Origin of the sequence: Proteus columbae (assembly GCF_002777965.1) — a bacterium.
GTDB lineage: Bacteria > Pseudomonadota > Gammaproteobacteria > Enterobacterales > Enterobacteriaceae > Proteus > Proteus columbae.
This window is the reverse complement of record NZ_NGVR01000025.1, coordinates 24,177-50,690: the sequence shown is the minus strand read 5'-3', so window position 1 is coordinate 50,690 and position 26,514 is coordinate 24,177. Positions and strand designations below refer to the sequence as shown.

The window sequence follows — 26,514 nt, the reverse complement described above, 5'->3', positions numbered from 1 at the left end:
TTATAAAATAGGGGTAGGTCTGCCTTGTACCTGTTTGAAAGCCTGAATCAAATCGTTCAAAAATACTTGCCATCGGAGCAAGTTGAACAACTTAAAAAAGCCTTTATCGTCGCCCGAAATGCCCACGAGGGGCAAACTCGTTCAAGTGGTGAGCCTTATATTACTCACCCTGTCGCGGTTGCGTGTATTCTTGCAGATATGCGATTAGACCACCAAACGCTGATGGCGGCGCTGTTGCATGATGTTATCGAAGATACACCTGCAACCTTCCAAGATATCGAAAACCTCTTTGGTAGTACGGTCGCCGATCTTGTTGAAGGCGTGTCTAAACTTGATAAATTGAAGTTTAGAGACAAAAAAGAGGCTCAGGCTGAAAACTTCCGTAAGATGATTATGGCGATGGTAAAAGATATCCGCGTCATTTTAATCAAGCTGGCAGACCGAACTCACAATATGCGCACACTGGGATCGTTACGCCCAGATAAACGTCGCCGTATTGCTCGCGAAACACTCGAAATTTACAGTCCTCTTGCACACCGTTTAGGTATACACCATATCAAAACAGAGCTTGAAGAGCTGGGTTTCGAGGCGCTACACCCTAATCGCTACCGTGTAATCAAAGAAGTCGTTAAAGCCGCTCGAGGCAACCGTAAAGAGATGATTAATAAAATCCTCTCTGAAATAGAAGGTCGCCTGACAGAAGCGCATATCGAATGCAAAGTTAACGGTCGCGAAAAACACCTTTACTCTATCTATCGGAAAATGTTGTTAAAAGAGCAACGTTTTCACTCGATCATGGATATTTACGCCTTTCGCGTTATCGTGAAAGAAGTCGATACCTGTTATCGCGTTTTAGGTCAAATGCACAGTCTTTATAAACCACGCCCCGGTCGAGTTAAAGACTATATTGCAATCCCAAAAGCCAACGGCTATCAATCTCTTCATACCTCACTAATTGGCCCTCATGGAGTGCCCGTTGAAGTACAAATTCGTACTGAAGATATGGATCAAATGGCAGAAATGGGGGTTGCTGCACATTGGGCTTATAAAGAGCAAGGTGAACAACCGGGCACAACTGCACAAGTTAGAGCCCAACGCTGGATGCAAAGTTTACTTGAATTGCAACAAAGCGCGGGTAGCTCATTTGAATTTATTGAGAACGTAAAATCAGATCTCTTTCCTGATGAAATCTACGTTTTCACGCCAGAAGGTCGCATTGTTGAATTACCAACAAGTGCTACTCCTGTCGATTTTGCTTATGCTGTACACACAGATATCGGTCATGCCTGTGTAGGTGCAAGGGTTGATAGACAACCTTACCCACTTTCACAATCACTACGCACAGGACAAACCGTTGAAATTATTACTGCTCCGGGTGCAAGACCGAATGCAGCTTGGCTAAACTTTGTCGTCAGTTCAAGAGCTCGCTCTAAAATTCGACAACTTCTGAAAAACCTAAAACGTGAAGACTCTATTAATTTAGGTCGTCGTTTACTCAATCACGCATTAGGTGAGCACAAGCTTGCTGATATTCCAGCTGAAAATATTGAGCGCGAGTTGAAGCGTATGAAGCTTCATTCAATTGACGACTTAATGGCTGAAATTGGTTTAGGTAATACTATGAGTGTTGTTGTTGCGCGTAATTTATTGATTGATAGCCAAAATCAAGATGAGAACGCACAAACAGAAACATCTAATGATGAAACACCTAAACTCCCAATTAAAGGCGCAGATGGTGTATTAATCTCCTTCGCTAAATGTTGTCGCCCTATTCCGGGTGATCCTATCATTGCACATATTAGCCCGGGTAAAGGTTTGGTTATTCACCATGAATCTTGTCGTAATATTCGTGGTTACCAAAAAGAGCCTGAAAAATTCATGCCTGTCGAGTGGGATAAAGAGATCAACAGCGATTTCATCACTGAAATTAAAGTTGATATGATTAACCACCAAGGCGCTTTAGCAAACTTAACCGCAGCTATTAATGATGCAAACTCAAGTATTCAAAGTATGAATACAGAAGAGAAAGATGGCCGCGTGTATTGTGCTTTTATTCGCTTAACTGCGAAAGACAGAATTCAATTAGCCAATATCATGCGTAAACTTCGCATCATGCCAGACGTTCTGCGCGTTAGCCGTAATAAAAACTAGTCATGAATTCAATTCGATATGCCCGCATCTGCCAAATGATGGCGATGCGGCAGCCTGATCTTACTGTTTGCCTTGAAGAAGTGCATAAATCCCATAATGTTGCTGCTGTTATAAGAACGGCTGATGCTGTGGGGATCCCTAAAATTCATGCTATTTGGCCTGAAGAAAAAATGCGGATGTTAGTTTCTCCCGCCGCAGGAAGTAACAGTTGGGTCAATGTAGAAACTCATCCTACTATTACCGATGCGGTTAGCGCCTTTCGCGCCCAAGGTATGCAAGTTCTTGCGACTCATCTCTCAGATAAAGCAGTGGATTTTCGTGAGATTGATTACACTCGCCCAACTTGTATTATTATGGGGCAAGAAAAAACGGGTATCTCACAAGATGCTATCGCGCTTGCAGATCAAGATATTATTGTGCCGATGATGGGAATGGTACAATCCCTAAATGTTTCTGTCGCCAGTGCACTAATTTTATATGAAGCACAACGCCAACGTCAGGCTGCGGGTATGTATAATCGAACCGAAAGCACCTTAACGGAAGAAGAACAACAAATTCTTCTCTTTGAAGGCGGGTACCCAGTATTGGCAGAAGTTTCTCGTCGAAAAGGACTGCCTCGCCCATATATTAATGGCAACGGTGAGATTGAAGCACCTGAGTCATGGTGGGCTGAAATGCAAATGACGCAAAAACAACTTAGGAAATTAAAAAAGACGGAGTATTGATCCCATGAAAGGAAAACTGCTTGATGCAATCCCCTTAACCACTCTTCACGGCGTAGGTGCAAGTCAGGCAGACAAGCTGGCAAAAATAGGGCTTGTGACTATTGAGGATTTGTTACTCCACCTTCCTTTGCGTTATGAAGATCAAACGCACCTCTATGCTATCAGCGATCTCCTTCCCGGTATTCCTGCTACTGTTTCTGGCGAAATATTAAGAACTGAAGTGAGTTTTGGTCGGCGTAAAATGATGACTTGCCAAATTTCTGATGGCTCTGGAATTTTAACACTTCGTTTTTTTAACTTTACAGCAGCAATGAAAAACAACCTTGCTCAAGGTAAACAAGTCACTGCTTATGGCGAAGTTAAACGCGGAAGCCGAGGCCCAGAAATTATTCACCCTGAATACAAAATCAAAGTTGCAGGCGCTGAAGTTAAACTACAAGAAACGCTCACTCCCATCTATTCAACAACAGAAGGCCTACGCCAAACATCACTACGTAAATTAATAGAGCAAGCGTTAGCATTACTTGATACCTGTGCGATTAACGAGTTATTACCCGAGCAGTTTATTCATGGTTTACCCCCGCTCGCGACAGCATTACGTACGCTGCATAATCCTCCACCTGATATCGCTTTTGCAGAACTTGAGAAAGGACAGCACCCTACACAAAAAAGGCTAATTATTGAAGAATTACTAGCCCACAATCTAGGTATGCTCAATGCAAGAGCGGGTGCACAATCTTATCGTGCAGAGCCATTGTTTATGCCAAATACGTCAACATTACGTCAGCAATTTCTCGCATCACTCCCTTTTACTCCCACGAATGCACAACAACGTGTCGTCAATGAGATAGAAACAGATTTAGAAAAAAACTATCCGATGATGCGATTGATCCAAGGGGATGTAGGTTCAGGTAAGACCTTAGTTGCAGCACTAAGTGCATTACGTGCCATTGCTAATGGCAAGCAAGTTGCTTTAATGGCACCAACTGAATTATTGGCAGAGCAACACGCATTAACCTTTAAAAAATGGTTTGAGCCTTTTGGTATCCAAGTAGGTTGGTTAGCAGGAAAACAGAAAGGAAAAGCGCGTGAAACACAGCAAAATGCCATTGCAAATGGTGAAGTATCAATCATTATTGGAACGCATGCTATTTTCCAAGAACAAGTTAAATTTCACTCTCTAGCCTTAGTCATTATTGATGAACAACACCGGTTTGGTGTACATCAACGTCTCGCACTATGGAAAAAGGGTGAAGAGCAAGGCTTTCATCCCCATCAATTGGTGATGACAGCAACGCCGATCCCTCGAACATTAGCGATGACCGCCTACGCTGATATGGACACGTCTATCATCGACGAATTACCTCCGGGGCGCACACCTGTTACCACTGTCGCTATCCCTGACACTCGCCGTAATGACATTATTGAACGCATCAGGCTGGCTTGCACAGAAGAAAAACGGCAAGCCTATTGGGTATGTACTTTAATTGAAGATTCTGATGTTCTTGAAGCGCAAGCAGCCCAAGTTATCTATGATGAACTGACAATTGCACTCCCTGAAATCAAAGTGGGATTAGTACATGGGCGAATGAAACCCGCAGAGAAACAGGCCGTAATGGCCGCATTTAAAGAAAATGAGCTCCAACTTTTAGTTGCGACAACAGTGATTGAAGTTGGCGTTGACGTACCTAATGCAAGTTTAATGATCATTGATAACCCAGAACGTCTGGGGCTTGCACAATTACACCAATTACGTGGACGTGTAGGCCGAGGCGCTATCGCCTCTCATTGTGTTTTGTTATATAAAACACCACTCACACAAACAGCACGTTTGCGATTGCAGGTATTAAGAGATAGCAATGATGGTTTTGTGATTGCACAAAAAGATCTCGAAATCCGTGGTCCTGGTGAGCTTTTAGGCACTAAGCAAACAGGTAATGCACAATTTAAAGTCGCTGATTTATTACGCGACCAAGGACTTGTTCCTGAAGTTCAGCGTATCGCTCGTTACCTGCATCAACACTATCCTAAGCATTCTCAAGCCTTAATCGAACGCTGGCTACCTGCCAAGATACAATACAGCCAAGCGTAAGGTTACTCTTTTGCATGGCTTAGCGTGCGTTTAAACTCGCTTTGGATTGATCTCGAAATATTCGTAAATTAAATACCACATAGAAAAACACCTCAATGTCGATATCCAACATTGAGGTGCTCTTTAACGTTTTTGAAACTATTTTAATTTATAGCAACCAAACTACCCTGCCACTATTGGCGTAAAAAACGGTAGCATCAGATACAGTTTGATCACTATTGCATTCACAATATCAATAAAGAATGCACCGACCATAGGTACGACTAAGAACGCAAGATGAGACGGTCCAAAACGGTCTGTTACAGCTTGCATATTCGCAATCGCCGTTGGTGTAGCACCTAAACCGAAACCACAGTGACCTGCTGCTAAAATCGCGGCATCGTAATTTTTACCCATGACACGGAAAGTCACAAAAATTGCATACAGTGCCATTACACCTGCTTGAACACCGAGGATAACCAACATTGGTATCGCCAGTGACGCAAGCTCCCATAATTTCAAGCTCATTAATGCCATCGCTAAGAATAACGATAAACTCACGTTACCTAAGACTGATACCGCTCTATCAAAAACACGGTAGAACCCAAGCATTGAAAGGCTATTACTTAAAATAACACCAATAAACAGAACACACACAAAGGTCGGTAATGAGAATGCCGTACCTTCTAACAATTGAGAAAGGAACGTACCTGCCATTAAACAGATAGAGATCATCGCAATAGTTTCTAATAAAACCATTGAAGTGATCATTCGACCTGTTGTCGGCTTCTCAAACGCAGTTGGCATTTCATGATCGTCGGCACCTAATCCCGGTGTTGGGATATTCTTGATTAAGTAGCGTGCAACTGGACCACCAATCAATCCACCTAAAACTAAACCAAAAGTAGCACAAGCCATCGCCACTTCAGATGCACTCATAAAACCATAATTTTCAACAAAGGTTTTACCCCAAGCAGCCCCTGTACCATGACCACCCGATAATGTAATCGAGCCAGCCAGTAATCCCATTAATGGATCAAGGCCTAACATTTTCGCTAATGCAATACCGACTGTGTTTTGTACTAACAACAGCCCAACAACAACAAAGATGAAAATAAAAAGCGCTTTTCCTCCCGCTTTTAAGCTTGCGAGGTTTGCGTTTAAACCAATTGTTGCAAAGAAGGCCAGCATTAATGGATCTTTAAGTGAGAGATCAAAACTCACTTCCCAGTCCATAAAAGATTTGAATGCTAATAGAAGAACGGCTACAAGTAGCCCACCTGCAACGGGTTCTGGGATCGTATACCGTTCTAAAAAAGGAACAGATTTCACTAACTTACGTCCGATCAAGAGAACCAAAGTGGCCGCAACCAGCGTGCCATAAACATCAAGATGATACATTTATGTACCCCGTCTTATTTGTTAATTTTATATAAAAATACTACGACGCTAAGTTCATCCATAAACAACGCCAAAAGCAGGTATCCCCGATTAGAAAAAAAAACGGAGACAAACACAAGTTAAAACATATAAAAATGTGAGCGCCTCTTATGCATTTTGATAACATCATTTTTACGCAAACGATTGCTTTTGTGGCGCAGATCATTAAAATACCGTTTTTGCCGAATAAGAAATTCACACCATGGTTACTTCAGAAAATCAAAATTTGCCTAAAAATAGTGACGTTTCAATTAAAAAAAATAGCGAACTTCTTTTTGCTTTAGAAGAAAAACCGCCATTACCACAAACACTCTTTGCTGCTTGTCAACATCTTTTAGCCATGTTTGTTGCGGTTATCACGCCGGCTATCCTCATTTGCCAAGCATTAGGATTACCTGCACACGATACCCAACGCATAATCAGTATGTCTTTATTTGCATCAGGCATTGCCTCTCTGATTCAAATTCGGGCATGGGGACCGATAGGTTCAGGATTGTTATCAATCCAAGGAACAAGCTTTAACTTTGTTGCTCCGCTTATTATGGGGGGATTAGCACTTAAAAATGGCGGTGCTGATATTCCAACAATGATGGCAGCCCTTTTTGGGACATTAATGGTCGCCTCATTAACCGAAATTATCCTTTCTCGTGTACTTCACTTAGCAAGACGTATCATTACACCGTTAGTTTCAGGTGTCGTAGTGATGATAATCGGCCTCTCTTTAATTCAAGTTGGATTGACTTCTATCGGCGGTGGTTATGCAGCTATAGAGAATAATACCTTCGGTTCACCACAAAACCTGTTATTAGCAGGTTCTGTTCTTATCGTTATTATTTTACTTAATCGACAAAAAAATCCTTATTTACGAGTTGCTTCTTTGGTCATTGCAATGGCGGTAGGTTATGTTCTTGCTTGGGCTTTAGATATGTTACCCACTCCAGCAGAACATCAAGAAACACCTTTTATGACTATTCCTGAGCCGTTTTATTATGGACTGTCATTTGATTGGCATTTGCTTATTCCTTTAATGCTGGTGTTTATGATCACATCACTAGAAACCATTGGGGATATTACAGCAACTTCAGATGTTTCAGAGCAACCCGTCAGTGGCCCTTTGTATATGAAACGCATTAAAGGGGGCGTATTGGCTAATGGAATTAACTCCATGGTTTCTGCATTTTTCAATACCTTCCCAAACTCTTGTTTTGGTCAAAATAATGGTGTGATCCAATTGACGGGTGTGGCTAGTCGCTACGTAGGTTATGTTGTTGCCGCAATGCTCGTTATCTTAGGCTTATTTCCATTCGTTGCAGAATTTGTGCAAAGAATTCCTGAGCCAGTATTAGGCGGAGCCACATTAGTTATGTTCGGTACGATAGCTGCATCTGGTGTACGCATTGTCTCTAAAGAGGCATTAAACCGCCGAGCTATCATGATCCTTGCGATTTCACTTGCAGTCGGATTAGGCGTTTCACAGCAGCCTCAAATCTTGCAGTTTGCACCTGATTGGTTAAAAACATTGCTGTCATCAGGTATTGCTGCTGGTGGTTTAACAGCCATTATTTTAAATCTGATTTTTCCTCAAGAAAAATAGTTTACTTAAATAATGCAGGTTAAATGAAAAAGTAAAATACCCATTTTATTATAAATGGGTGCTTTACTTTTAATTATCGTCCAATGGCTGTTTTTTTAAATAACTCTCTTCTTATATTCGTTATTTAGTTATTTAAATCCTATTTAAGAGAGAAAAAATATGTCGACACATGCTCCACTCCCACATACTGCATCCCTTACCTATTTAAAAATACACTCATCTACATCAGAGCATGAAATCACGGATATTCGAGCCTTTTTAGTTCGCTTAATTGATAAAATTCAAGCACTATTTAATTCTAACCATGTTTTTAAATCTTTAAATAATAAAACTATTCCTGAATATAATTTAGCAATGACAATCAACGATGCTGTTAAATTTATTCAAAATGAAGATCTGAACAATAAAAATAAGCAGAACACTATTGGTCACCTAAAATACTCTTTTAAATATGTCGCTGAGCAGGCAAGAATCTCAACAAATCTCCACAATATTTATAGTTCAGGTGATTTTGAACCCAATGATATGATAACTCAGTTAATTAACTTTGTTAGACATGAAAAACAAACACCATCTTATTCGAGTCATCTGCTTAGTATTGCAACTACAGGAATAAAAACGATAAAAACAGCGCTTCAAGAGGCAAAGCCTTTTATCCACGATGGAATCCATGACTCAAAAAAGATTTCTCAAATCACTACAGATTTTGATTCATTAATACAAAAGATAGATAATTTGAATATATCAAATAATCAATGAACACATACTCAGAGAGTACTTGAGCGCAAATGAATTTTCAGGCATAACTGTATAATGTTTTGATGGAGTATAAAACAGGAGAAAGGTTATGCGCTGGCTGATGAAAAGTTTGGTATCTCTGATACTTATCGTTATTTTATTTATTATTATAATTTACGCTTTTATTCAGACTCAGTGGGGCGCACAAAAAACCAGTGAATGGCTGACACAATACACTGACTATGATATTCGCTTTTCAGGTATTGAGCATGATCTTATGCAACCCGAGCAAGTCATTGTTCATGATCTCCTCGTTAATCCTAAACAAGATAAAGCCACGGTATCCGCAAAGTCAGCACAAATCCGGTTTAATTGGCAATTTTTTACCACTCCTTCTCATCTGCAAAAAATTACATTAGAAAATGGCAATATTGATTTTGCAGACAAAACACCTTCAATACCGTTAAGCGCCGACATCTTACAATTTAAAAATATGGCACTAAGCAGTGAAAAAACTGATTTTTCTTTTGATGCCAAGAAAGTAACGGGAGGGATCACACCATGGATCCCGACATCAACCGACTTGATCGGAGCGGGCCATTTCCAATTTTCCATTGCTAACGGCATGATAAATAATAATGAATTCAGTAACTTTATTATTTCTGGGCAATATCAGCCGAATAGTATTCAAATAGAAAAATTAGGTACTCGCCTACTTAATGGCTCACTCTCCTTGAGTGGACAATATCAAGATAATCAATGGAAATTTGATGAAATTTATATGAATGGCTTGCGCTGGCAATCCTCGCAAACCTTTGACGAATTAATTCAGTCGCTCTCTGAATACCCCCGCATTAGCATAAGAGCACTCAATATTGTTGACTTTACTGCTGAAGGAAAACAGTGGGCAATCAGTGGTTTTGATGGGCAATTTTCTCAGTTTAAATGGGATAACGTGCTTTCATTTACAACTGGCGAGCTCAATACAAATGACGTTGTTTTTCAAGATGAACACTTCACTGATCTTATCGCAAAACTTAACCAGCAGAACAATCAACTCACTCTAGATAACCTCAGCCTACGCTATGAAAAAGGCTTAATTAAGCTTGCTGGTCATTGGGATCAAGACAATAAAACCATCACCATCCAAGATGCCACACTATCAGGCATTTTATATACACTACCTGAAAATTGGCTCACTTTTTTAGCTAAACCAATAGATAACAAGAGTAATATTCAAAATATCATTATTGAACAGTTATCTATTAATCAATCTATCTTGATTGATATCACACCAGAATTTCCATTCCAATTCACTAACTTAACAGGAAAACTGCAAAATTTAGTGGTTGCAAAAGAAGGTGAATGGGGATTATGGCAAGGTTCAGCCATGTTAAATGCCGATAGTGGTACGTTAAATCGCATTGAATTACGTCGCCCTGATTTAAAAATTGTCACTCAACAAGATAACGCTATTGTTGAGCAATATTCAGCATTTATTGGTGATGGCATTGTTCGAGGTTCAGCGGGTTTAGTGCAATCTAACCAACAGCGCCAATTTTCACTTATTGCTAATGGCCTAAATGTACCTTTATCAACGCCTTATACATTGGGTTTAAAAACAACCTACTCTGATGAAATAGGCCAATTCACACTAAAATTGAAAGGTGATTTACGTGCAAGCCCAGTGGCATCAACACTTAATGGCACATTAACGGGAAGTAAAGGTGAGCAACAAATACTCAACTCAGTGATACAAAATGGCGAGATAATTAATCACCTATAATATTGATCTTTCGCAGGAGCACGGATTGCTCCCTTTATAAAAAGCGTTACAATGCGCTATTGCCCTTTTCTTTATTGTGGAGTTTTCATGTCTGACGAAGATTTTTCCCCTGAAAAAATATCTTTAAATGTGTTTCAACAATCTCCTTTAACTGCACTTGAAGATAACAGCACACTGCTTGTGTGTGATGACAACAAAACTCCGTTGTTCTATTGCCTTTCTAAAGAAGACTATGATGCCTTGATTGAGCGAGTTATGGATGCCGAACTTGCAGCGATTGTACTTGAACGTCGCCAAAATAAATTAGATGAGCTTGATTTAGACTAATTTTACCGATGCAATAATTTCTCTTAAATAGAACAAACAAAAAACACCCTTTCAGGTGTTTTTTTGTTTTTATCGCATTTTTACTGATGAAATTAACGTTTTTTCTTTTTACGACCAGGCTGAACAAAACGCTTACGGGAATTATTTTCCGTTTCTTTAGTTTTTGTTTGAGGAATATGAATACCCAATGCTTTCGCATTACTACTGATTTGTTTTTTCGGCTTATTTTGCTTTGGTTTTGGTGGTGCTTCGGAAGTCGATTTTTCAATCGCTTCAAATAAAGTAATTAGTTCATCATCAGTCAGATCACGCCATTCACCAACAGGTAATCCCGATAAGCTCACATTCATAATGCGAATGCGTTCAAGCTTAGTAACTTCATAGCCAAAATATTCACACATACGACGAATTTGGCGATTCAACCCTTGAACTAAGGTAATACGAAACACCATCGGCGCTTCTTTCTTGACCTTACATTTCTTGGTTTTTTGTCCCATGATAGGAACACCAGCACCCATTCCATGAATAAACTCATCTGTGATCGGCTTATTCACTGTCACAAGGTACTCTTTTTCGTGATCATTACCTGCACGTAGGATTTTATTGACTAAATCACCGTGGTTGGTCAGAAAAATTAATCCTTGTGAATCTTTATCTAAACGCCCAATTGGGAAAATACGGGTACTGTGGTTAACATAGTCAACAATATTATCTTTTTCGCCATCATCTGTGGTACTCACAATGCCCACAGGCTTATTCAGCGCAATCAAAACCAGCTCAGAGTTATCCTGTGCTTCAATCAATCGACCATTGACTTTGACTTCATCGCCGGCAAATACTTGATCGCCAATACCGGCGCGTTTGCCATTAATAAGGACAAGTCCTTGCTCAATATAGCGGTCAGCCTCACGACGTGAGCAGATCCCGCTTTCACTGATATATTTATTAAGACGAGTAGATAAATTGGTGTCCATGCTTCCCTCCGTAAACTGCGAAATATACATCAATTGGATAGCGATAGAAACTCTATAACACCAGCATTCAAGAATAGATTTTTTATACTCTGTTTTTTTAATAAAAAACGCAGAAAATAGAGAAGATAACCCAAAAGAAAATAGTAATTTCCCTTTAAGTTACTCTAAAGATAGATAGTTGGATTAGCACTGCTTATTTTGTGAAGGTAAAACAATATAAGTACCACTAAAAACAGCACCGACACCTTCATCACCACAAATATCAACATCTAGCTTAATTCGTGCCTTGCTCCCCTTTGCTAGTCGCCCTAAATCGCCGCTTAAATTTTCCATGTCAGCAACGGCGGCAGGACGCCCTGATACTGGTTTGCGATAACGAATATGCGCATCCACCAACACAATATCACCTTGCAGCTTATGTTCTTGCATTAATAACCAAATCAAACCCCAACCTGTTAATGTTGCGAGTGAAAATTGGCTGCCTGCAAAAATAGTGTGGTGGGGGTTTTGGTTTCCCGCTTCAGGGATAGTGGTATAAAAACGGGTTCCTGTATATTGAGTAATACGTAACCCCATTTTTTCACTTAAAGGGATATGTTGATGCCATTGTTTTTGTAATTCCGCACACCAATCAGGTCGATGAAGAATATCATCTAAAGACTCAATACTTTTTTTCATAAAAAAGTGCTTAATGGGTGTCGTTTGAGGACCTGTCACTAAACCACAATTTTCATAACCTAATTTTTCAAAGAAGCTTACAGACTCTTCTCGTGCACTACACACGATCCGTTTTATACCTTCTTGGCGAGCCAATGACTCTAGTGCCATAGCAACAAGAGTACCTAAGCCTTTGCCTTGTGCGTCTGTACGTACTGCCATAAAACGGATAGCACCTTCGTTATCCGCATTAATATAAAGTCGCCCAATTGCAACTGGTTGCCCTGTTTCATCGACAACCATTTGGTGATGTGCGAGGGTATCATAGCCGTCTTTTTCAGAGCCTTCAGGTTGATGTAGCGGTTTACGAAGCATTTCCCAGCGAAAAGCATAATAGGCATCAAATTCTGCCTCTGTTTTTGGGGTTCGTAAATGGTACATATCTGAGCTCCTTTTAACATCACTGTCTGTTCGACTTTATACCTGCAACCAAAAGGTGACTGGGCCGTCATTAGTCAGTGTGATTTGCATATCCGCGGCAAATTGGCCTGTTTGTGTTTCTAAACCTTGTTGCTGACATTGTTCAATAAAGTAGTGATAGAGATTTTTCGCTAATTCTGGGGGCGCACCGTTGGAAAATCCTGGACGCATTCCTTTTTGTGTTTCCGCGGCAAGTGTGAATTGAGATACAACTAATAGACTACCACCCGCTTGTTGCACATTTAGGTTCATTTTGTCGTTTTCATCACTAAATATGCGATAGCCACAGACTTTTTCACATAATCTTTTCGCTTTCTGTTCGTTGTCGTCTTTCTCTACACCTAATAAAACCAATAAGCCTTGATGAATAGCGCCGACTGTTTCACCTGCAATATCCACTTTTGCCTGTGTCACTCGTTGAATTAACGCGATCATACTCTCTCCAAAATAAATCAATAAAAAAGGATAACAAATTCAATCCATTGTTATCCTTACAATAGCATTATTCTTCTACTGGGAGAGAAAAATCATAATCTTTGAAGTAATCAATGACGGTCTGCTTATCAATGACATGTACACCCTTCATACCCACAGCAATGGCTGCATCAACATTGGCTTTTACATCATCAAAGAAAACGGCATCTTGAGCTTCAACATCTTCAGATTCTAAAACATACTTAAAGAGTTCAGGATCGGGTTTTCTCATGCCAAGATCTTGCGACAGGTAGAGAAAATCAGCAGAAGCTGCAATTTCAGGATAGTGTTCTGGCCAGTAATCTTGGTGTAAACGGTTAGTATTTGATAACACCACAACCCGATGTCCTTGCTCTCTTAGTTTATTCATTATATCAATGACTTCAGGTCGTACTGCGATAAAAATAGCCTGCCATCCTTCAGCGAATTGCTCAAAGCTTAAGCTCATGCCAAGTTCTGAGTTAATTTCTTCAGCAAATTCGATATCTGTAATATTACCGCGTTCATGTAATTTAAAAACTTCACCTGCTGTGAAGTTCTTTTTTATGCTTGCTAATGGAACACCGCTAAGCTTACTCCATACTGCGAATACTCGGTTAAAATCAATATCAATAATCACATTACCCATATCAAAGATATAAAGCATAAATCCTCTCCATAATAGAAAACTCATTTTACTTTAATCATAAATCGCTTTACTGAACAGGCTTAAACACCAAAAAAGTACAATAATCACACTTAATTTTTTTGTAAAACAGAAAAACAGAAGAGGAAAAGACAAAAATGAGACTAGAAGCATCGTTATCGAGAATGGAATTATGAAGTGATGATAAAACGTTCTTTCCTCATTTATGTTTATACGATTTTAAAATCATCATGCAACTGCGCCCAATGTAATATTAATTTCTCTTTATGCTCATCAAGCATTGGAAGTTGTTGTAATAATGAAGGCCACTGCTCTCTTGCTTTTATAACTACATCACGTAAATGGGGTTTAATTGCAACCCAAGGTAAATCAGCTTTTTTAGCCTAACGCTCAAAATATCCCATTGAAATATCAAACCATTGCTTTGTTCCTGCCATATTTAAAGCAAGTTTATCCTCTTTGATATAGGGTTCTGTAAATACAACATCATATAAAGGTGATAATCGAGGTGAAATACGATCACGATAAATTAATGTCCAATTTTTTAAATGGGCATCACCATTACCCAATAAAATATTAATAAGTAATCTTCTAGCCATTTGTTGAATATCTTTTAAGCGTTCCGAACTTGTTTCATAAATAATTCTACCTATTTGCTCATAGTTAATTTTTTGATATTTATCCAACGGGAATAACCCGAATACTTGAGCAAAATCTTCTGTATGAATGCGCCCTTTCTGACTACGATCAAAACGTTTAATGCCATAGGCATATGGCTCATTTGGTAATTGAATATCAGGTAAATTTTTTAACTTATTGAATGCAATAAGTCTTATTTCGGGAATGTCAGCGCCAACACTTTCCGCTAATTTCATACAAGTATATTCATTAGCAGTAACACCTTTATGAAGAGTAGAAGGTGTTTTTATAATCCACATATCTTGTGAAGTATCTTCATCAATATAGTATCGACCTTTAATGAAAGATGATGAGAATTTAACCTGTACTCCTACTAATGAAAATTTCTTATCAACATGTTTAACATCAATTTGTAAAGGTTCTGTTGATAAACGATATTCAAGCGCCCAATCGGGAACTTCCCCTGCTTTTATCGGGGTTGCTAAAATGGCTCCTGGCAAATTTGTCCCTAAATAAGCAAGAATGGCAAATTCATTATCAATGTGGCATTTCAATACATCCGTAGTGTATTCCCTTAATATACCTTCAGGTAACAAATTAGATAGTACAGGCGAGATTTTCTGTGTTCGAATTTGAGGCTTAGTTAAATATCCAGGATCAAATAACTGTCTTAGTGTGAAAGTCGGTCGATCTTCTTTTGGCATATCGACAAAATGAGGATTGAACGTCAGTATATTTTTTCCACCAGCATAATGTGCAATAATCGCAACATTAATTCCATGTAGCTGAATATTAAGCCCTTCCACTTTCTCAACCTGTTTAATCATTGGCTATTCCTTTGTTTTAAACCAGAAATCGAGGTCATCTACATCATCGTTCAAATCAACTTCCCTTTTATTCGCTATTGTAGTGCCTACAATAGCTGAATTTACATTAGAATTTTTCGCATTAATTGATAACTCTAAATCTAATCCTTCTAACACCCTTAATAAGGTAGAGAGTTTAATATCATTGCCTGATTCTATGCGTTGGTATTGTTGTTGCTTCATACCAATACGTAGATACATATCTTTTTGCTCAATGCCTAATTTTTTACGTTGCTCTGCTATTAAACTAGCAATTTCATCAATCGTTTTCATATGTGCTTCGGAACTGTATTGGTTACTTGTACAATACTTTAGTTGTATTTCCAGAAAATACAACTCATAAGTTGTATCTAAATTACCAAACAACGTTTAAGTTGTATTTTATGCAAAAACAACACTTAAGTTGTAAATAAAAAAAGTGGGATATAAAGGGGAAATAAGGGAGTGATTAAGGAAAAACTTATGCGGTGGAAAATCAACCACCGCATTCGTCTTATAGTACTACTAGTACCACATACTCTAAATAATTTGAGTAACAGATACCGAGTATAAACTCAGGGCGCTAAACGCGCCCTAAGAATTATGTTATCAGAATAACGAATTAGTCTTTGCTACGGTAAGCACGACGACGATCGTTTTCTGACAGATAACGCTTACGCAGACGAATAGACTGCGGAGTGACTTCAACTAACTCATCGTCATCAATAAATTCTAACGCTTGTTCTAATGTTTGTTTCAGGTGTGGAGTCAGCGTTGTCGCCTCATCTGTACCAGAAGCACGCATGTTAGTCAGCTTTTTACCTGTTAAACAGTTTACTGTTAAGTCATTAGAGCGAGTATGAATACCAATTACTTGGCCTTCGTAAACTTCTGCACCATGAGTAACAAATAATTTACCGCGGTCTTGTAAGCTATACAGTGCGTAAGCAACGGCTTTACCTTGGCCATTAGAGATCATAACACCGTTATTACGGCGACCGATTTCACCTGGACGAACATCATCATAGTGACTGAATGTTGCATACAGTAAACCTGTACCTGATGTCATGGTCATAAATTCAGTACGGAAACCAATCAGACCACGGCTAGGAATAATGTAGTCTAAACGTACACGCCCTTTACCATCTGGTTGCATATCACGCATTTCGCCTTTACGCTCACCCATCGCTTGCATCACATCACCTTGGTGTTGTTCTTCAATATCGATAGTCACTTGTTCGAAAGGCTCTTGTTTACGGCCGTCAATATCACGGAAGATAACTTTAGGACGAGATACACCTAATTCGTAACCTTCACGACGCATATTCTCAATCAGAACTGACAGGTGAAGCTCACCACGACCTGATACACGGAATGCATCTGGATCCTCAGTTTCTTCTACACGTAATGCTACGTTATGGACTAACTCTTTTTTCAGACGATCTAAAATCTGACGAGAAGTCACAAACTTACCTTCACGACCACAGAAAGGTGAAGTATTAACACAGAAATACATGCTAACAGTTGGTTCATCAACGGCTAATGCAGGTAATGCTTCAACAGCACCTGTTTCGCAGATCGTATCAGAAATATTCAGTTCGCCTAAGCCTGTGATTGCGATGATATCGCCAGCTTCTGCTACTTCAACTTCAATACGTTCTAAGCCTAAGTGACCTAACACTTTGCCGACTTTACCGTTACGAGTATTACCTTCGCTATCAATGATAGTCACTTGCTGGTTAGGTTTAACCTTACCACGCTTGATACGACCGATACCGATAACACCCATGTAGTTGTTGTAGTCCAACTGAGAAATTTGCATCTGGAATGTACCTTCCAGATCCACTTTTGGTGGCTCTACATATTTGACAATAGCTTCATATAACGGAGTCATATCTTCAGCCATGTCATTGTAATCTGTTCCCGCAATACCGTTTAATGCAGATGCATAGATAATTGGGAAATCAAGTTGTTCGTCAGTTGCGCCTAAGTTTACGAACAGGTCAAATACCTGATCAACAACCCAGTCTGGACGCGCACCAGGGCGGTCAACTTTATTGATAACAACAATTGGTTTTAAGTTGTTAGCAAACGCTTTTTGTGTCACAAAACGAGTTTGTGGCATTGGGCCATCCATCGCGTCAACCAGCAATAAAACGCAGTCTACCATAGACATAACGCGTTCTACCTCACCACCGAAGTCGGCGTGTCCTGGGGTATCTACGATATTGATACGATAGTCATTCCATTTAATCGCTGTATTTTTCGCAAGAATAGTAATTCCGCGCTCTCTTTCGAGATCATTTGAGTCCATCACGCGCTCAGCAACGGTTTCACGTTCGCCGAACGTACCAGATTGCTGTAGTAATTTATCGACGATAGTTGTTTTACCATGGTCAACGTGGGCGATGATGGCGATATTACGCAAGTTTTCGATCACAAAATTTGCCTCAGGCATTGTAGAAATAAGCGCAGTATTGTACACGCTTTAGACGAGAGACTAAACAAGATCACAATAATGATTGCTTAACAATATGCAATTAATTGAATTGTGATCCTTTTCACGCCTCAGAATTTAGTAGCATCCGTTCAGTTGCACCAAAATAGTGCATCTAATTAGGCTTAATTTGCACCAACTTTGTGCAATAATTAAAAAATCACAGGAGATATTCTACACTAAACTTCATCAATACAGTATATATCCCTTTTTAGATAAGTTGGCATGCTTTTCGCAATAGAATTTAGGTGAGCAAAAAATTCACCGAAAAATGTGTAAGGCCACTGCACTCAATAAAACCATTCGCCAGGAGAGTTCCTATGTCCCTTGAACATGTGTTATCCATGATTGAAGAACATAAAGTTAGATATATTGACTTACGTTTCACTGATACCCGCGGTAAAGAACAACATCTTACTATTCCGGCTCATCAGGTTAACGATGATTTCTTTGAAGAAGGAAAAATGTTCGATGGTTCTTCTATTGGTGGCTGGAAAGGCATTAACGAATCAGACATGGTGCTGATGCCAGATGCAACAACTGCAATGCTTGACCCATTTTTCCAAGATCCAACTCTGATTATTCGTTGTGACGTTTTAGAACCGGGCACAATGCAAGGTTACGATCGCGACCCTCGTTCTATCTCAAAACGTGCTGAAGACTATTTAAAATCCAGTGGTATCGCAGATACAGTGCTGTTTGGGCCAGAACCAGAATTCTTCCTATTTGATGATATTCGTTTCAAAAACGATATTTCAGGTGCTTCTTACGCTATCAATGATATTGAAGCAGCATGGAACACAAATACTAAATATGAAGATGGCAACAAAGGCCATCGCCCTATGGTGAAAGGCGGTTATTTCCCACTGCCACCAGTTGATTCATCACAAGATATTCGTTCTACCATGTGTAACATCATGGAAGAAATGGGCTTAGTTGTTGAAGCTCATCACCATGAAGTAGCAACTGCGGGTCAAAATGAAGTGGCTACTCGCTTTAATACCATGACCAAAAAAGCAGATGAAACCCAAATTTATAAATACGTGGTACAAAACGTGGCTCACGTATTTGGTAAAACAGCGACCTTTATGCCAAAACCATTAGTTGGTGATAACGGTTCAGGTATGCACTGCCATATGTCACTGTCTAAAAATGGGGTAAACCTGTTTGCAGGTGATAAATACGGCGGATTATCTGAAATGGCGCTGTATTACATCGGCGGTATTATCAAACATGCTCGTGCATTAAATGCGTTTACTAACCCAACCACTAACTCTTACAAGCGTTTAGTTCCGGGTTTTGAAGCACCTGTAATGCTGGCTTACTCTGCACGTAACCGTTCAGCGTCAATTCGTATCCCAGTGGTTGCTAGCATGAAAGCGCGCCGTATTGAAGTACGTTTCCCAGATCCTTTAGCAAACCCTTATCTTGCGTTTGCTGCGCAGTTAATGGCTGGCCTTGATGGAATTATCAATAAAATTCACCCTGGTGATGCTATGGATAAAAACCTCTATGACTTACCGCCAGAAGAAGCGAAAGAGATCCCAACTGTCGCAGGTTCATTAGAAGAAGCATTAAATACATTAAATGCAGATCGTGAATTCTTAACCCGCGGTGGTGTATTTACTGATGATGCTATTGATGCTTATTTAGAATTATTACGTGCTGATGTTCAACGTGTACGTATGGCTCCGCATCCTCTTGAATTTGAAATGTATTACAGCGCTTAAGACTATTTTTATTGATAAACACTTAAGCCTAGATGTAAAACTGTTTTTTTTGCCGTGAAGCTATTTTGCCCATCTTCGGATGGGCACTTTTCTCCCATTTAAGGAGTCAGTCTTTTCACTTACGCATTGGTTCATTAATGTAATAAAGGTAAGATGCACTAAAATGGTGCAATGAGGTATTCAATATGGAAACGGCAGACTTACCTGACAACACATTAATTTTAGACTCATTGATACACTCTGTATTGGTTATCAACAAAGAGTTTATTATTTGCTACGCAAATCATTCTGCGTTACAGGTTTTAGCACAAAGCCGTCGAAAACTATTTGAAACGCCTTTTACTGCCCTTTTCAGCTATTACTCTTTTGATGCTGATTTAATGCGTGAAACATTAGCGAATGGACAAAGCTTTACCGACAATGAAGTGATATTGGTTGTAAATAACCAATCACACACAATGTCGCTCAGTGCCCAACCTATTTCCGAACAACATATTTTGCTGGAACTGGCGCCTATGGATAGTCAACGCCGGTTAAGCCAAGAGCAGATACAACAAGCACAGCAAATGGCTGCTAGGGAATTGGTTAGGGGGCTGGCACATGAAATTAAAAATCCGTTAGGAGGATTACGGGGCGCGGCTCAATTGCTGGCAAAATCCTTACCTGATCCTGCTTTAACGGAATATACGCAAGTCATTATTGAACAAGCCGATCGCCTACGCGTGCTGGTGGACAGATTACTTGGCCCTCAGCATCCTGGAACAAAAACACATCAGAGTATTCACCATGTTGTTGAGCGCGTTGCTCAACTTATTTCGCTCGAATGCCCTGAAAATGTCACCTTGCTAAAAGATTACGATCCCAGCTTACCCGAGTTATCACATTACCCAGATCAAATAGAACAAGTACTCCTAAATATTACACGTAATGCATTACAAGCCGTTGAAAAAACAGGTGGAACGATTATTTTACGTACCCGTACTGCTTTTCAAATCACACTTCATGGCGAACGTCATCGCCTTGCGGCTCGCATAGATGTCATTGATACCGGTGATGGCATTCCTCCTCATCTACAAGATACACTTTTTTACCCCATGGTGAGTGGTAGAGAAGGAGGTAATGGATTAGGACTCTCTATTGCCCGTAATTTAGTGGATCAACATGCAGGTAAAATTGAATTTACCAGTTGGCCCGGAAATACTGAGTTTTCTATTTATTTACCAATTAAGTAGGAGATAGCCAATGCAAAAAGGAAATGTATGGGTTGTTGATGATGACAGCTCTATTCGCTGGGTACTTGAACGTGCTATTTCTCGTGAAGGCATGTCTTGTAAAGCCTTTGAACATGCGAATGATGTGCTTAATGCACTCAATACAGAAATACCTGATGTGTTGTTATCAGACATTCGTATGCCTGATATAGATGGTTTATCTCTTTTAAAAATAATTAAAGAACAATATCCAACTCTGCCCGTTATTATTATGACGGCACATTCTGATCTTGATGCTGCCGTTAATGCCTATCAACAAGGGGCTTTTGATTACTTACCAAAGCCGTTCGATATCGATGAAACATTGGCATTAATTGACCGTGCCATTACTCATTATCGCGAACAAAAACAACCGAATACCGATGAAACCTTGCTGCAATCAGTTACAGATATGATTGGTGAAGCACCTGCAATGCAAGAGGTTTACCGTATTATTGGTCGGCTTTCTCGCTCCTCAATTAGTGTACTCATTAATGGGGAATCGGGGACAGGAAAAGAGTTAGTAGCACATGCATTACATCGCCACAGTCCAAGAGCTTCCTCTCCTTTTATCGCTCTAAATATGGCGGCAATTCCTAAAGACTTAATTGAATCAGAGCTTTTTGGTCACGAAAAAGGCGCATTTACAGGAGCATCTCAAGTACGCCAAGGCCGATTTGAACAAGCGAATGGTGGTTCACTGTTTCTTGATGAAATTGGTGATATGCCTCTTGATATTCAAACACGTTTACTGCGAGTTCTGGCTGAAGGGCAATTTTATCGAGTAGGTGGTTATGCCCCTGTAAAAGTCGATGTGCGTATTATTGCTGCGACACATCAAGACTTAGAAAGGCGAGTTCAAGCCGGTGATTTTCGTGAAGATCTCTATCATCGCCTCAATGTAATACGCATTCAGTTACCACCATTACGCGATAGAACCGAAGATATTCCCAGCTTAGCGCGCTATTTTCTGCAAAAAACAGCAAAAGAATTGGGTGTTGAAGCCAAAATTCTTCATCAGCAAAGTTTACAAATAATGATGGAATACAACTGGTCAGGTAACGTCAGACAATTAGAAAATGTGTGTCGCTGGTTAACGGTAATGACGGCAAGCCAAGAGATTATGCCTCAAGATTTACCACAAGAAATTCGCCAACCTGATGAAAAAGCCAAAAACATCAATCGAATTGCTTCTTCTCAACATTGGTCACAACATCTTTCATTATGGGCAGATGAAGCATTAGGAGAAGGGAAAGAAAACATCTTAACAGATGCTCTCCCTCAATTTGAACGCACACTATTACTCAGTGCCTTGGCATATACGCAAGGGCATAAACAAGATGCAGCAAGATTATTAGGTTGGGGCAGAAATACGCTAACCCGTAAATTAAAAGAGTTAGGGATAGAGGAATATTGATCCTCCACCCCATCATCCATTAAATTACACGCGAGAATTGACGTTGACGCATTTGATTTCGTAAATAGGTATCAAAACACATACAAATATTGCGAATAAGCAAACGTCCTCGTGGCGTAACTTGAATGCCGTCTACTGTTATTTCAACTAAACCGTCATCCTTCATTGGCACAAGTAATTCTAGATCTTCTTTAAAATAGTCATGGAAGGCGATATTGTGCATTTTTTCAATATCAGAAAAACGCAGACTAAAATTACAAATTAAGGTCTTAATCACATCACGGCGAATACAATCATCATTAGTCAGAGATAAACCTCGCCATAGTGCATTTCCTTCGCTATTAACTCGCGCATAGTACTCTTTCAATACTTTTTCATTTTGCGCATAGTTATCGCCTAACATACTTATTGCAGAAACTCCCATGCCTAATAAATCACACTCTTCATGAGTGGTATAGCCTTGGAAATTACGGTGTAAAATACCTTTACGCTGAGCAACCGCTAATTCATCATCAGGTTTAGCAAAGTGATCCATACCAATAAACTGATAACCGTTTGTTGTCAGGGTAGAAATTGTCTCTTGTAATATTTCTAACTTTTCTTCTGCTAAAGGGAGATCTTCATCTTTAATTTTACGCTGAGCCGCAAATAAATTAGGTAAGTGCGCATAATTGAAAACACTCAATCTATCTGGTGATAATTCAATAACGCGTTTTAATGTAAAGGCAAAACTCTCTTTAGTTTGCTTAGGTAAACCATAAATTAAGTCAATGCTGGTGGAGTGAAAACCCACGTCACGCGCACGCTCTACCAATGCAAAAATAAACGCTTCATCTTGCTCACGATTTACTTTTTGCTGCACTTCTTTATTGAAATCTTGCACCCCCATACTCAGGCGATTAAATCCTTCATGACGTAGATGGTCGATAACATCTAACTCAATTTCACGAGGATCAATTTCAATAGAGAGTTCTGCATTATCAACAAAATGAAAATGGTGACGTAATAGCGAAACCAATCGGCTAATTTGTTGCTTATCCAGAAAAGTAGGTGTCCCCCCACCCCAATGCATTTGAGTCACTTTTCTGTCTTTAAAATAGCGTGCTCTGTTAATAATTTCTTTTTCTAAAACATCAAGATATTCATCTGCTTTATGTTTATGGCGCGTAATAATTTTATTACAGCCGCAGAAATAGCAAAGCTTATGGCAGAAAGGAATATGAATATAAAGCGATAAAGGGCGCTCAAGATAGCGTTGAGTCGCTTTGATAAAATCATCATCGCCATATTGCTGATTAAACTCTAATGCTGTTGGGTATGATGTATAGCGAGGACCTGAATAGTTATACTTATGGATCAGGTCAAGATCCCAAATAATTGTTTGTTCTGACATGCCTCTACCTTCCAAAAGTGAACCGCTGATATTTCATACCAGCAAACAGACATTATGAATATCTGAAAGAATAGTGTAACCAATAAATCGGGAACTGAATATGATCGAAAGAGGTATCGTATAAATCCTTATCTTTTTATTGATAGGCGATAACACTCAAATATATGGCGTGATGTAAATCACATTATGTAAAAATAGTCTTATCCATTAAAGATATTCATGAATAAATTAAGTTTATTCAATATGTTAGTAGTTTTAATTCATCGTGAAATATTAGAAGAACACTTTTACGCCGAGTTTAAAACGATATATTACTCAAAATACGATTTAAATTAATTAAATATCTCGTTATATTAGTTTTATTATTTTTTTATTCCTTCTTAATTCGATGATTACAATAATAGTAACAATTATATCTTTACCTAAATTATAATATTACATATCCTAGAGACAAACATTGATTAATATCCAACTAAGTCGTGTTTTGATTTAAATTTGAGGACTATTTAAAGAATAAAGGTCGCTATATTACAAGGAAAGATAGCATCCCCCATACCTTATCTTATTCTCTTTGACGTTTCTCTTATTTAATCAGTCTCTTTTATATACCCGAATTATGGATTATTAACCACGGAAGGAAACGGACTAGCAACCAAGGATGGTTTATCTTTTCAATAACAACTCCTCTTTTTTATTTACTCTCTATTTCATATTTACTCTGTGATGAATATAGATAGTATTACTCAACATCAAATAAGAATAATTATTATCTGTAAATAAAATAAGGCTCTGCTTATTTTAAACTAATTAAACAGAACCTTTTCATTATTATGCTTATTTATTGCATTTGCTTATTTTGCATCTTTACCATAACTAGGAGAACGAGGGCCATATAGAATACCGTTCGCATTTCCTGCTGAAAGTAAACGTACACTTGTTATGCCTGCAATTTGGTAGCTTTTGTCTGATACTGTATTCACAATTTGATTCACAACAGCTGAAACCAACATCCCAACTAAACTACCTGATGAACCATCTGTTTCGGTACTTGATGCCGTTGCAGAACTACTCCACAACAAGCCACCATTACGAAGGTCAACAAGTTTAGCAGTAACAGTAACTCGCGTATCACTAGAAATAATTTGATATGACGTTCCAAACTCTGTGATATCTAAGTATAAAACAGCATCAGCACCAAAGATTTCACGTAGCTTATTAGGACTTACTGCATGAATATCCCCAGCCATGGATAAACCATTGTGCTTAAATGTCTCTTCAACGACAGCAACTGGGAAAACATAATATCCCGCTTCTGCCAAAGGATATGTCACTTGAGATAAGAAACTGTGCCCTGCTCCAACTTCCGTTGTGTGGTTTTGAGGCACTAAGACTAAAATGCTTTTTGGTTTACTCTGTTTAAATGCAGTGTAATCTGTTTTAACAGGCTGGGCGCACCCCGTTAATACCAACGCAAAAGCCAAGCAAATTAAAGTGAATAAGCGACTCATTTTTGCATTCCTTTATTTTTCATCAGGCGATCCATAAATTCCGCTGATTCAGGGTAAAGTACTTTTTCTTCATTAAATTCTGCCATCGCTAAATCTAACGCGCCCGTCGCACCATACAACATGCCTAAATGCGCATGTAATCCTGGCGGAATACCTAATGATTTAGCACGAGAAAGCTCAATACTTTTCTTCAATGCATCAATTTGTGCTTGAGGATCACTTTCACTTTGTTGATAGTGCTGATATACCACTTGTTGATAACTATCCCAGTTATAAAGTGGTTTAGGGCCACTTGCACAGCCCGTCAGTAATAATGCCCCAAAAATAAGGCTTATTAATGATTTAGACATCGTTATATCCTTATAAAGGTGCATTATTTTGAAGGCTGCCAAGCATTGCTCTCAATACCTGCAACTAAGTTATTAACCGCTTCACGAATAGCTAAATCAAGCACTTTACCGTTCAGTGTTGAGTCATAGCTTGCTGTTCCACCAAATCCAATGATTTCACGGTTAGAAAGCTCGTATTCACCCGCACCTTGGGATGAGAACACCACTTCTGATGTATTCACATTCACAACGTTTAAATTCACTTTTGCGTAAGCAACTTGTGTTTTACCGCGACCTAAAATACCGAATAATTGACGATCACCGACTTCTTTACGGCCAAATTCTGTCACGTCACCAGTGATCACATAAGTAGCGCCTTTCAATTGTTGGCTTTGCCCTTTAATGCCGGCTTCTTCTTTTAATTCAGATAAATTAGCTCTATCTAATACATTAAAACGCCCTGTTTGTTGTAAGTGCGTCATTAAAATAGTTTTGGATTGATTTCCTAATCTATCAACTCCATCAGAGAATATTCCATTCATATAACTAGAACGGTTATCAAACTTACCGATAGAAATCGCGCTCTTAGCGCCTGTATAAGTTGTGTTATAGGTTGCTACTTTAGCCACTTCTAAAGAGCGTGAAGATTCTGATGCACACCCTGCTAGTAATGAAGCAGAAATCATGATCAAACCAAACGATAATTTATTTAAATTCATATTAATAACCCAATAAAGGTGAAATAAACCCATAGATATTCATTCTATTAATTGAAGTAGAGTTGATATAAACGGAAATAATGCTTTTCAGTTTTAGCTCGTGGGAGCCCCCTTAAAACCCCAA

General features: G+C 39.1%; 22 protein-coding genes. 10 read left to right on the top strand and 12 right to left on the bottom strand.

Annotated features, from left to right (window positions below; genetic code table 11):
* Positions 1–24: 24 nt before the first annotated feature.
* Genes spoT through recG form a run of 3 tightly spaced genes read left to right on the top strand, consistent with a single transcriptional unit; the run spans position 25 to position 4,968 of the window.
* Positions 25–2,151, top strand: coding sequence for a bifunctional GTP diphosphokinase/guanosine-3',5'-bis pyrophosphate 3'-pyrophosphohydrolase (gene spoT / locus CBE70_RS13060; protein ID WP_100159688.1), 2,127 nt, complete (start codon positions 25–27; stop codon positions 2,149–2,151).
* A gap of 2 nt (positions 2,152–2,153) precedes the next feature.
* The gene (gene trmH / locus CBE70_RS13055; RefSeq protein WP_100159687.1) at positions 2,154–2,876 is read left to right on the top strand and encodes a tRNA (guanosine(18)-2'-O)-methyltransferase TrmH; all 723 of its coding nucleotides are present in this window, start codon (positions 2,154–2,156) and stop codon (positions 2,874–2,876) included.
* A gap of 4 nt (positions 2,877–2,880) precedes the next feature.
* Positions 2,881–4,968, top strand: coding sequence for an ATP-dependent DNA helicase RecG (gene recG, locus CBE70_RS13050; RefSeq protein ID WP_100159686.1), 2,088 nt, complete (start codon positions 2,881–2,883; stop codon positions 4,966–4,968).
* Between the two features lie 162 nt (positions 4,969–5,130).
* Here the strand turns inward: recG and gltS are convergent, their stop codons facing one another.
* A complete protein-coding gene (gene gltS / locus CBE70_RS13045; RefSeq protein WP_098941680.1) occupies positions 5,131–6,348 on the bottom strand; it encodes a sodium/glutamate symporter in 1,218 nt (405 codons plus the stop codon).
* A 241-nt stretch (positions 6,349–6,589) separates the two neighbouring features.
* On the opposite strand from gltS, the gene CBE70_RS13040 reads away from it, so the two are divergent.
* The 4 genes from CBE70_RS13040 to CBE70_RS13025 all read left to right on the top strand — a co-directional run bounded on the left by CBE70_RS13040 (position 6,590) and on the right by CBE70_RS13025 (position 10,832).
* Positions 6,590–7,981 carry a uracil-xanthine permease family protein gene (locus tag CBE70_RS13040; RefSeq protein ID WP_100159685.1) on the top strand — a complete coding sequence of 464 codons (1,392 nt, stop codon included), beginning with the start codon at positions 6,590–6,592 and terminating at the stop codon, positions 7,979–7,981.
* Between the two features lie 159 nt (positions 7,982–8,140).
* Positions 8,141–8,740, top strand: a complete 600-nt coding sequence (locus CBE70_RS13035; RefSeq protein ID WP_100159684.1) for a hypothetical protein — start codon at positions 8,141–8,143, stop codon at positions 8,738–8,740.
* A gap of 88 nt (positions 8,741–8,828) precedes the next feature.
* Positions 8,829–10,505 (top strand): AsmA family protein, encoded by a 1,677-nt coding sequence (locus CBE70_RS13030; protein ID WP_100159683.1) that lies wholly within the window; start codon positions 8,829–8,831, stop codon positions 10,503–10,505.
* Positions 10,506–10,592: 87 nt separating this feature from the next.
* A complete protein-coding gene (locus tag CBE70_RS13025; RefSeq protein ID WP_088494331.1) occupies positions 10,593–10,832 on the top strand; it encodes a hypothetical protein in 240 nt (79 codons plus the stop codon).
* Between the two features lie 92 nt (positions 10,833–10,924).
* On the opposite strand, the gene rluF is transcribed toward CBE70_RS13025, so the two are convergent.
* From rluF to typA, 7 genes are all read right to left on the bottom strand, one after another.
* The gene (gene rluF / locus CBE70_RS13020) at positions 10,925–11,806 is read right to left on the bottom strand and encodes a 23S rRNA pseudouridine(2604) synthase RluF (RefSeq protein ID WP_098941675.1); all 882 of its coding nucleotides are present in this window, start codon (positions 11,804–11,806) and stop codon (positions 10,925–10,927) included.
* 183 nt (positions 11,807–11,989) lie between these two features.
* Entirely contained in the window at positions 11,990–12,904 is a 915-nt protein-coding gene (gene fabY / locus CBE70_RS13015) for a fatty acid biosynthesis protein FabY (RefSeq protein WP_100159682.1), read from the bottom strand.
* A 36-nt stretch (positions 12,905–12,940) separates the two neighbouring features.
* A complete protein-coding gene (gene dtd / locus CBE70_RS13010; protein ID WP_100159681.1) occupies positions 12,941–13,378 on the bottom strand; it encodes a D-aminoacyl-tRNA deacylase in 438 nt (145 codons plus the stop codon).
* A 67-nt stretch (positions 13,379–13,445) separates the two neighbouring features.
* Positions 13,446–14,063 carry a glucose-1-phosphatase gene (yihX, locus tag CBE70_RS13005; RefSeq protein ID WP_100159680.1) on the bottom strand — a complete coding sequence of 206 codons (618 nt, stop codon included), beginning with the start codon at positions 14,061–14,063 and terminating at the stop codon, positions 13,446–13,448.
* Positions 14,064–14,446: 383 nt separating this feature from the next.
* Entirely contained in the window at positions 14,447–15,529 is a 1,083-nt protein-coding gene (locus CBE70_RS13000) for a type II toxin-antitoxin system HipA family toxin (RefSeq protein ID WP_332835633.1), read from the bottom strand.
* Positions 15,530–15,532: 3 nt separating this feature from the next.
* On the bottom strand, positions 15,533–15,841 hold the full coding sequence (locus tag CBE70_RS12995) for a helix-turn-helix domain-containing protein (protein ID WP_100159679.1): 309 nt from the start codon (positions 15,839–15,841) through the stop codon (positions 15,533–15,535).
* 328 nt (positions 15,842–16,169) lie between these two features.
* Positions 16,170–18,005 carry a ribosome-dependent GTPase TypA gene (gene typA, locus CBE70_RS12990; RefSeq protein ID WP_088494327.1) on the bottom strand — a complete coding sequence of 612 codons (1,836 nt, stop codon included), beginning with the start codon at positions 18,003–18,005 and terminating at the stop codon, positions 16,170–16,172.
* Positions 18,006–18,364: 359 nt separating this feature from the next.
* Between typA and glnA the strand changes: the two genes are divergently transcribed.
* From glnA to glnG, 3 genes are all read left to right on the top strand, one after another.
* Positions 18,365–19,774: a glutamate--ammonia ligase gene (gene glnA / locus CBE70_RS12985; RefSeq protein WP_088494326.1), complete on the top strand. Its 1,410-nt coding sequence runs from the start codon at positions 18,365–18,367 to the stop codon at positions 19,772–19,774.
* Positions 19,775–19,959: 185 nt separating this feature from the next.
* Positions 19,960–21,006: a nitrogen regulation protein NR(II) gene (gene glnL, locus CBE70_RS12980; protein WP_100159678.1), complete on the top strand. Its 1,047-nt coding sequence runs from the start codon at positions 19,960–19,962 to the stop codon at positions 21,004–21,006.
* 10 nt (positions 21,007–21,016) lie between these two features.
* Positions 21,017–22,441 carry a nitrogen regulation protein NR(I) gene (gene glnG, locus CBE70_RS12975; RefSeq protein ID WP_100159677.1) on the top strand — a complete coding sequence of 475 codons (1,425 nt, stop codon included), beginning with the start codon at positions 21,017–21,019 and terminating at the stop codon, positions 22,439–22,441.
* A 19-nt stretch (positions 22,442–22,460) separates the two neighbouring features.
* On the opposite strand, the gene hemN is transcribed toward glnG, so the two are convergent.
* From hemN to CBE70_RS12955, 4 genes are all read right to left on the bottom strand, one after another.
* Positions 22,461–23,834, bottom strand: a complete 1,374-nt coding sequence (gene hemN, locus CBE70_RS12970) for an oxygen-independent coproporphyrinogen III oxidase (protein WP_100159676.1) — start codon at positions 23,832–23,834, stop codon at positions 22,461–22,463.
* 851 nt (positions 23,835–24,685) lie between these two features.
* Positions 24,686–25,342 (bottom strand): DUF799 domain-containing protein, encoded by a 657-nt coding sequence (locus tag CBE70_RS12965; RefSeq protein WP_100159675.1) that lies wholly within the window; start codon positions 25,340–25,342, stop codon positions 24,686–24,688.
* Positions 25,339–25,692: a DUF4810 domain-containing protein gene (locus CBE70_RS12960; RefSeq protein ID WP_100159674.1), complete on the bottom strand. Its 354-nt coding sequence runs from the start codon at positions 25,690–25,692 to the stop codon at positions 25,339–25,341. Before CBE70_RS12960 ends, CBE70_RS12965 begins: the two co-directional genes overlap by 4 nt.
* 23 nt (positions 25,693–25,715) lie before the next feature.
* Positions 25,716–26,390, bottom strand: a complete 675-nt coding sequence (locus CBE70_RS12955; RefSeq protein ID WP_100159734.1) for a CsgG/HfaB family protein — start codon at positions 26,388–26,390, stop codon at positions 25,716–25,718.
* Positions 26,391–26,514 lie beyond the last annotated feature (124 nt).

Coding starts and splice junctions, on each gene's coding strand:
- trmH (WP_100159687.1), top strand. CDS start 2,154: ATGAATTCAATTCGATATGCCCGCATCTGCCAAATGATGGCGATGCGG.
- recG (WP_100159686.1), top strand. CDS start 2,881: ATGAAAGGAAAACTGCTTGATGCAATCCCCTTAACCACTCTTCACGGC.
- gltS (WP_098941680.1), bottom strand. CDS start 6,348: ATGTATCATCTTGATGTTTATGGCACGCTGGTTGCGGCCACTTTGGTT.
- CBE70_RS13040 (WP_100159685.1), top strand. CDS start 6,590: ATGGTTACTTCAGAAAATCAAAATTTGCCTAAAAATAGTGACGTTTCA.
- CBE70_RS13035 (WP_100159684.1), top strand. CDS start 8,141: ATGTCGACACATGCTCCACTCCCACATACTGCATCCCTTACCTATTTA.
- CBE70_RS13030 (WP_100159683.1), top strand. CDS start 8,829: ATGCGCTGGCTGATGAAAAGTTTGGTATCTCTGATACTTATCGTTATT.
- CBE70_RS13025 (WP_088494331.1), top strand. CDS start 10,593: ATGTCTGACGAAGATTTTTCCCCTGAAAAAATATCTTTAAATGTGTTT.
- rluF (WP_098941675.1), bottom strand. CDS start 11,806: ATGGACACCAATTTATCTACTCGTCTTAATAAATATATCAGTGAAAGC.
- fabY (WP_100159682.1), bottom strand. CDS start 12,904: ATGTACCATTTACGAACCCCAAAAACAGAGGCAGAATTTGATGCCTAT.
- dtd (WP_100159681.1), bottom strand. CDS start 13,378: ATGATCGCGTTAATTCAACGAGTGACACAGGCAAAAGTGGATATTGCA.
- yihX (WP_100159680.1), bottom strand. CDS start 14,063: ATGCTTTATATCTTTGATATGGGTAATGTGATTATTGATATTGATTTT.
- CBE70_RS13000 (WP_332835633.1), bottom strand. CDS start 15,529: ATGATTAAACAGGTTGAGAAAGTGGAAGGGCTTAATATTCAGCTACAT.
- CBE70_RS12995 (WP_100159679.1), bottom strand. CDS start 15,841: ATGAAAACGATTGATGAAATTGCTAGTTTAATAGCAGAGCAACGTAAA.
- typA (WP_088494327.1), bottom strand. CDS start 18,005: ATGCCTGAGGCAAATTTTGTGATCGAAAACTTGCGTAATATCGCCATC.
- glnA (WP_088494326.1), top strand. CDS start 18,365: ATGTCCCTTGAACATGTGTTATCCATGATTGAAGAACATAAAGTTAGA.
- glnL (WP_100159678.1), top strand. CDS start 19,960: ATGGAAACGGCAGACTTACCTGACAACACATTAATTTTAGACTCATTG.
- glnG (WP_100159677.1), top strand. CDS start 21,017: ATGCAAAAAGGAAATGTATGGGTTGTTGATGATGACAGCTCTATTCGC.
- hemN (WP_100159676.1), bottom strand. CDS start 23,834: ATGTCAGAACAAACAATTATTTGGGATCTTGACCTGATCCATAAGTAT.
- CBE70_RS12965 (WP_100159675.1), bottom strand. CDS start 25,342: ATGAGTCGCTTATTCACTTTAATTTGCTTGGCTTTTGCGTTGGTATTA.
- CBE70_RS12960 (WP_100159674.1), bottom strand. CDS start 25,692: ATGTCTAAATCATTAATAAGCCTTATTTTTGGGGCATTATTACTGACG.
- CBE70_RS12955 (WP_100159734.1), bottom strand. CDS start 26,390: ATGAATTTAAATAAATTATCGTTTGGTTTGATCATGATTTCTGCTTCA.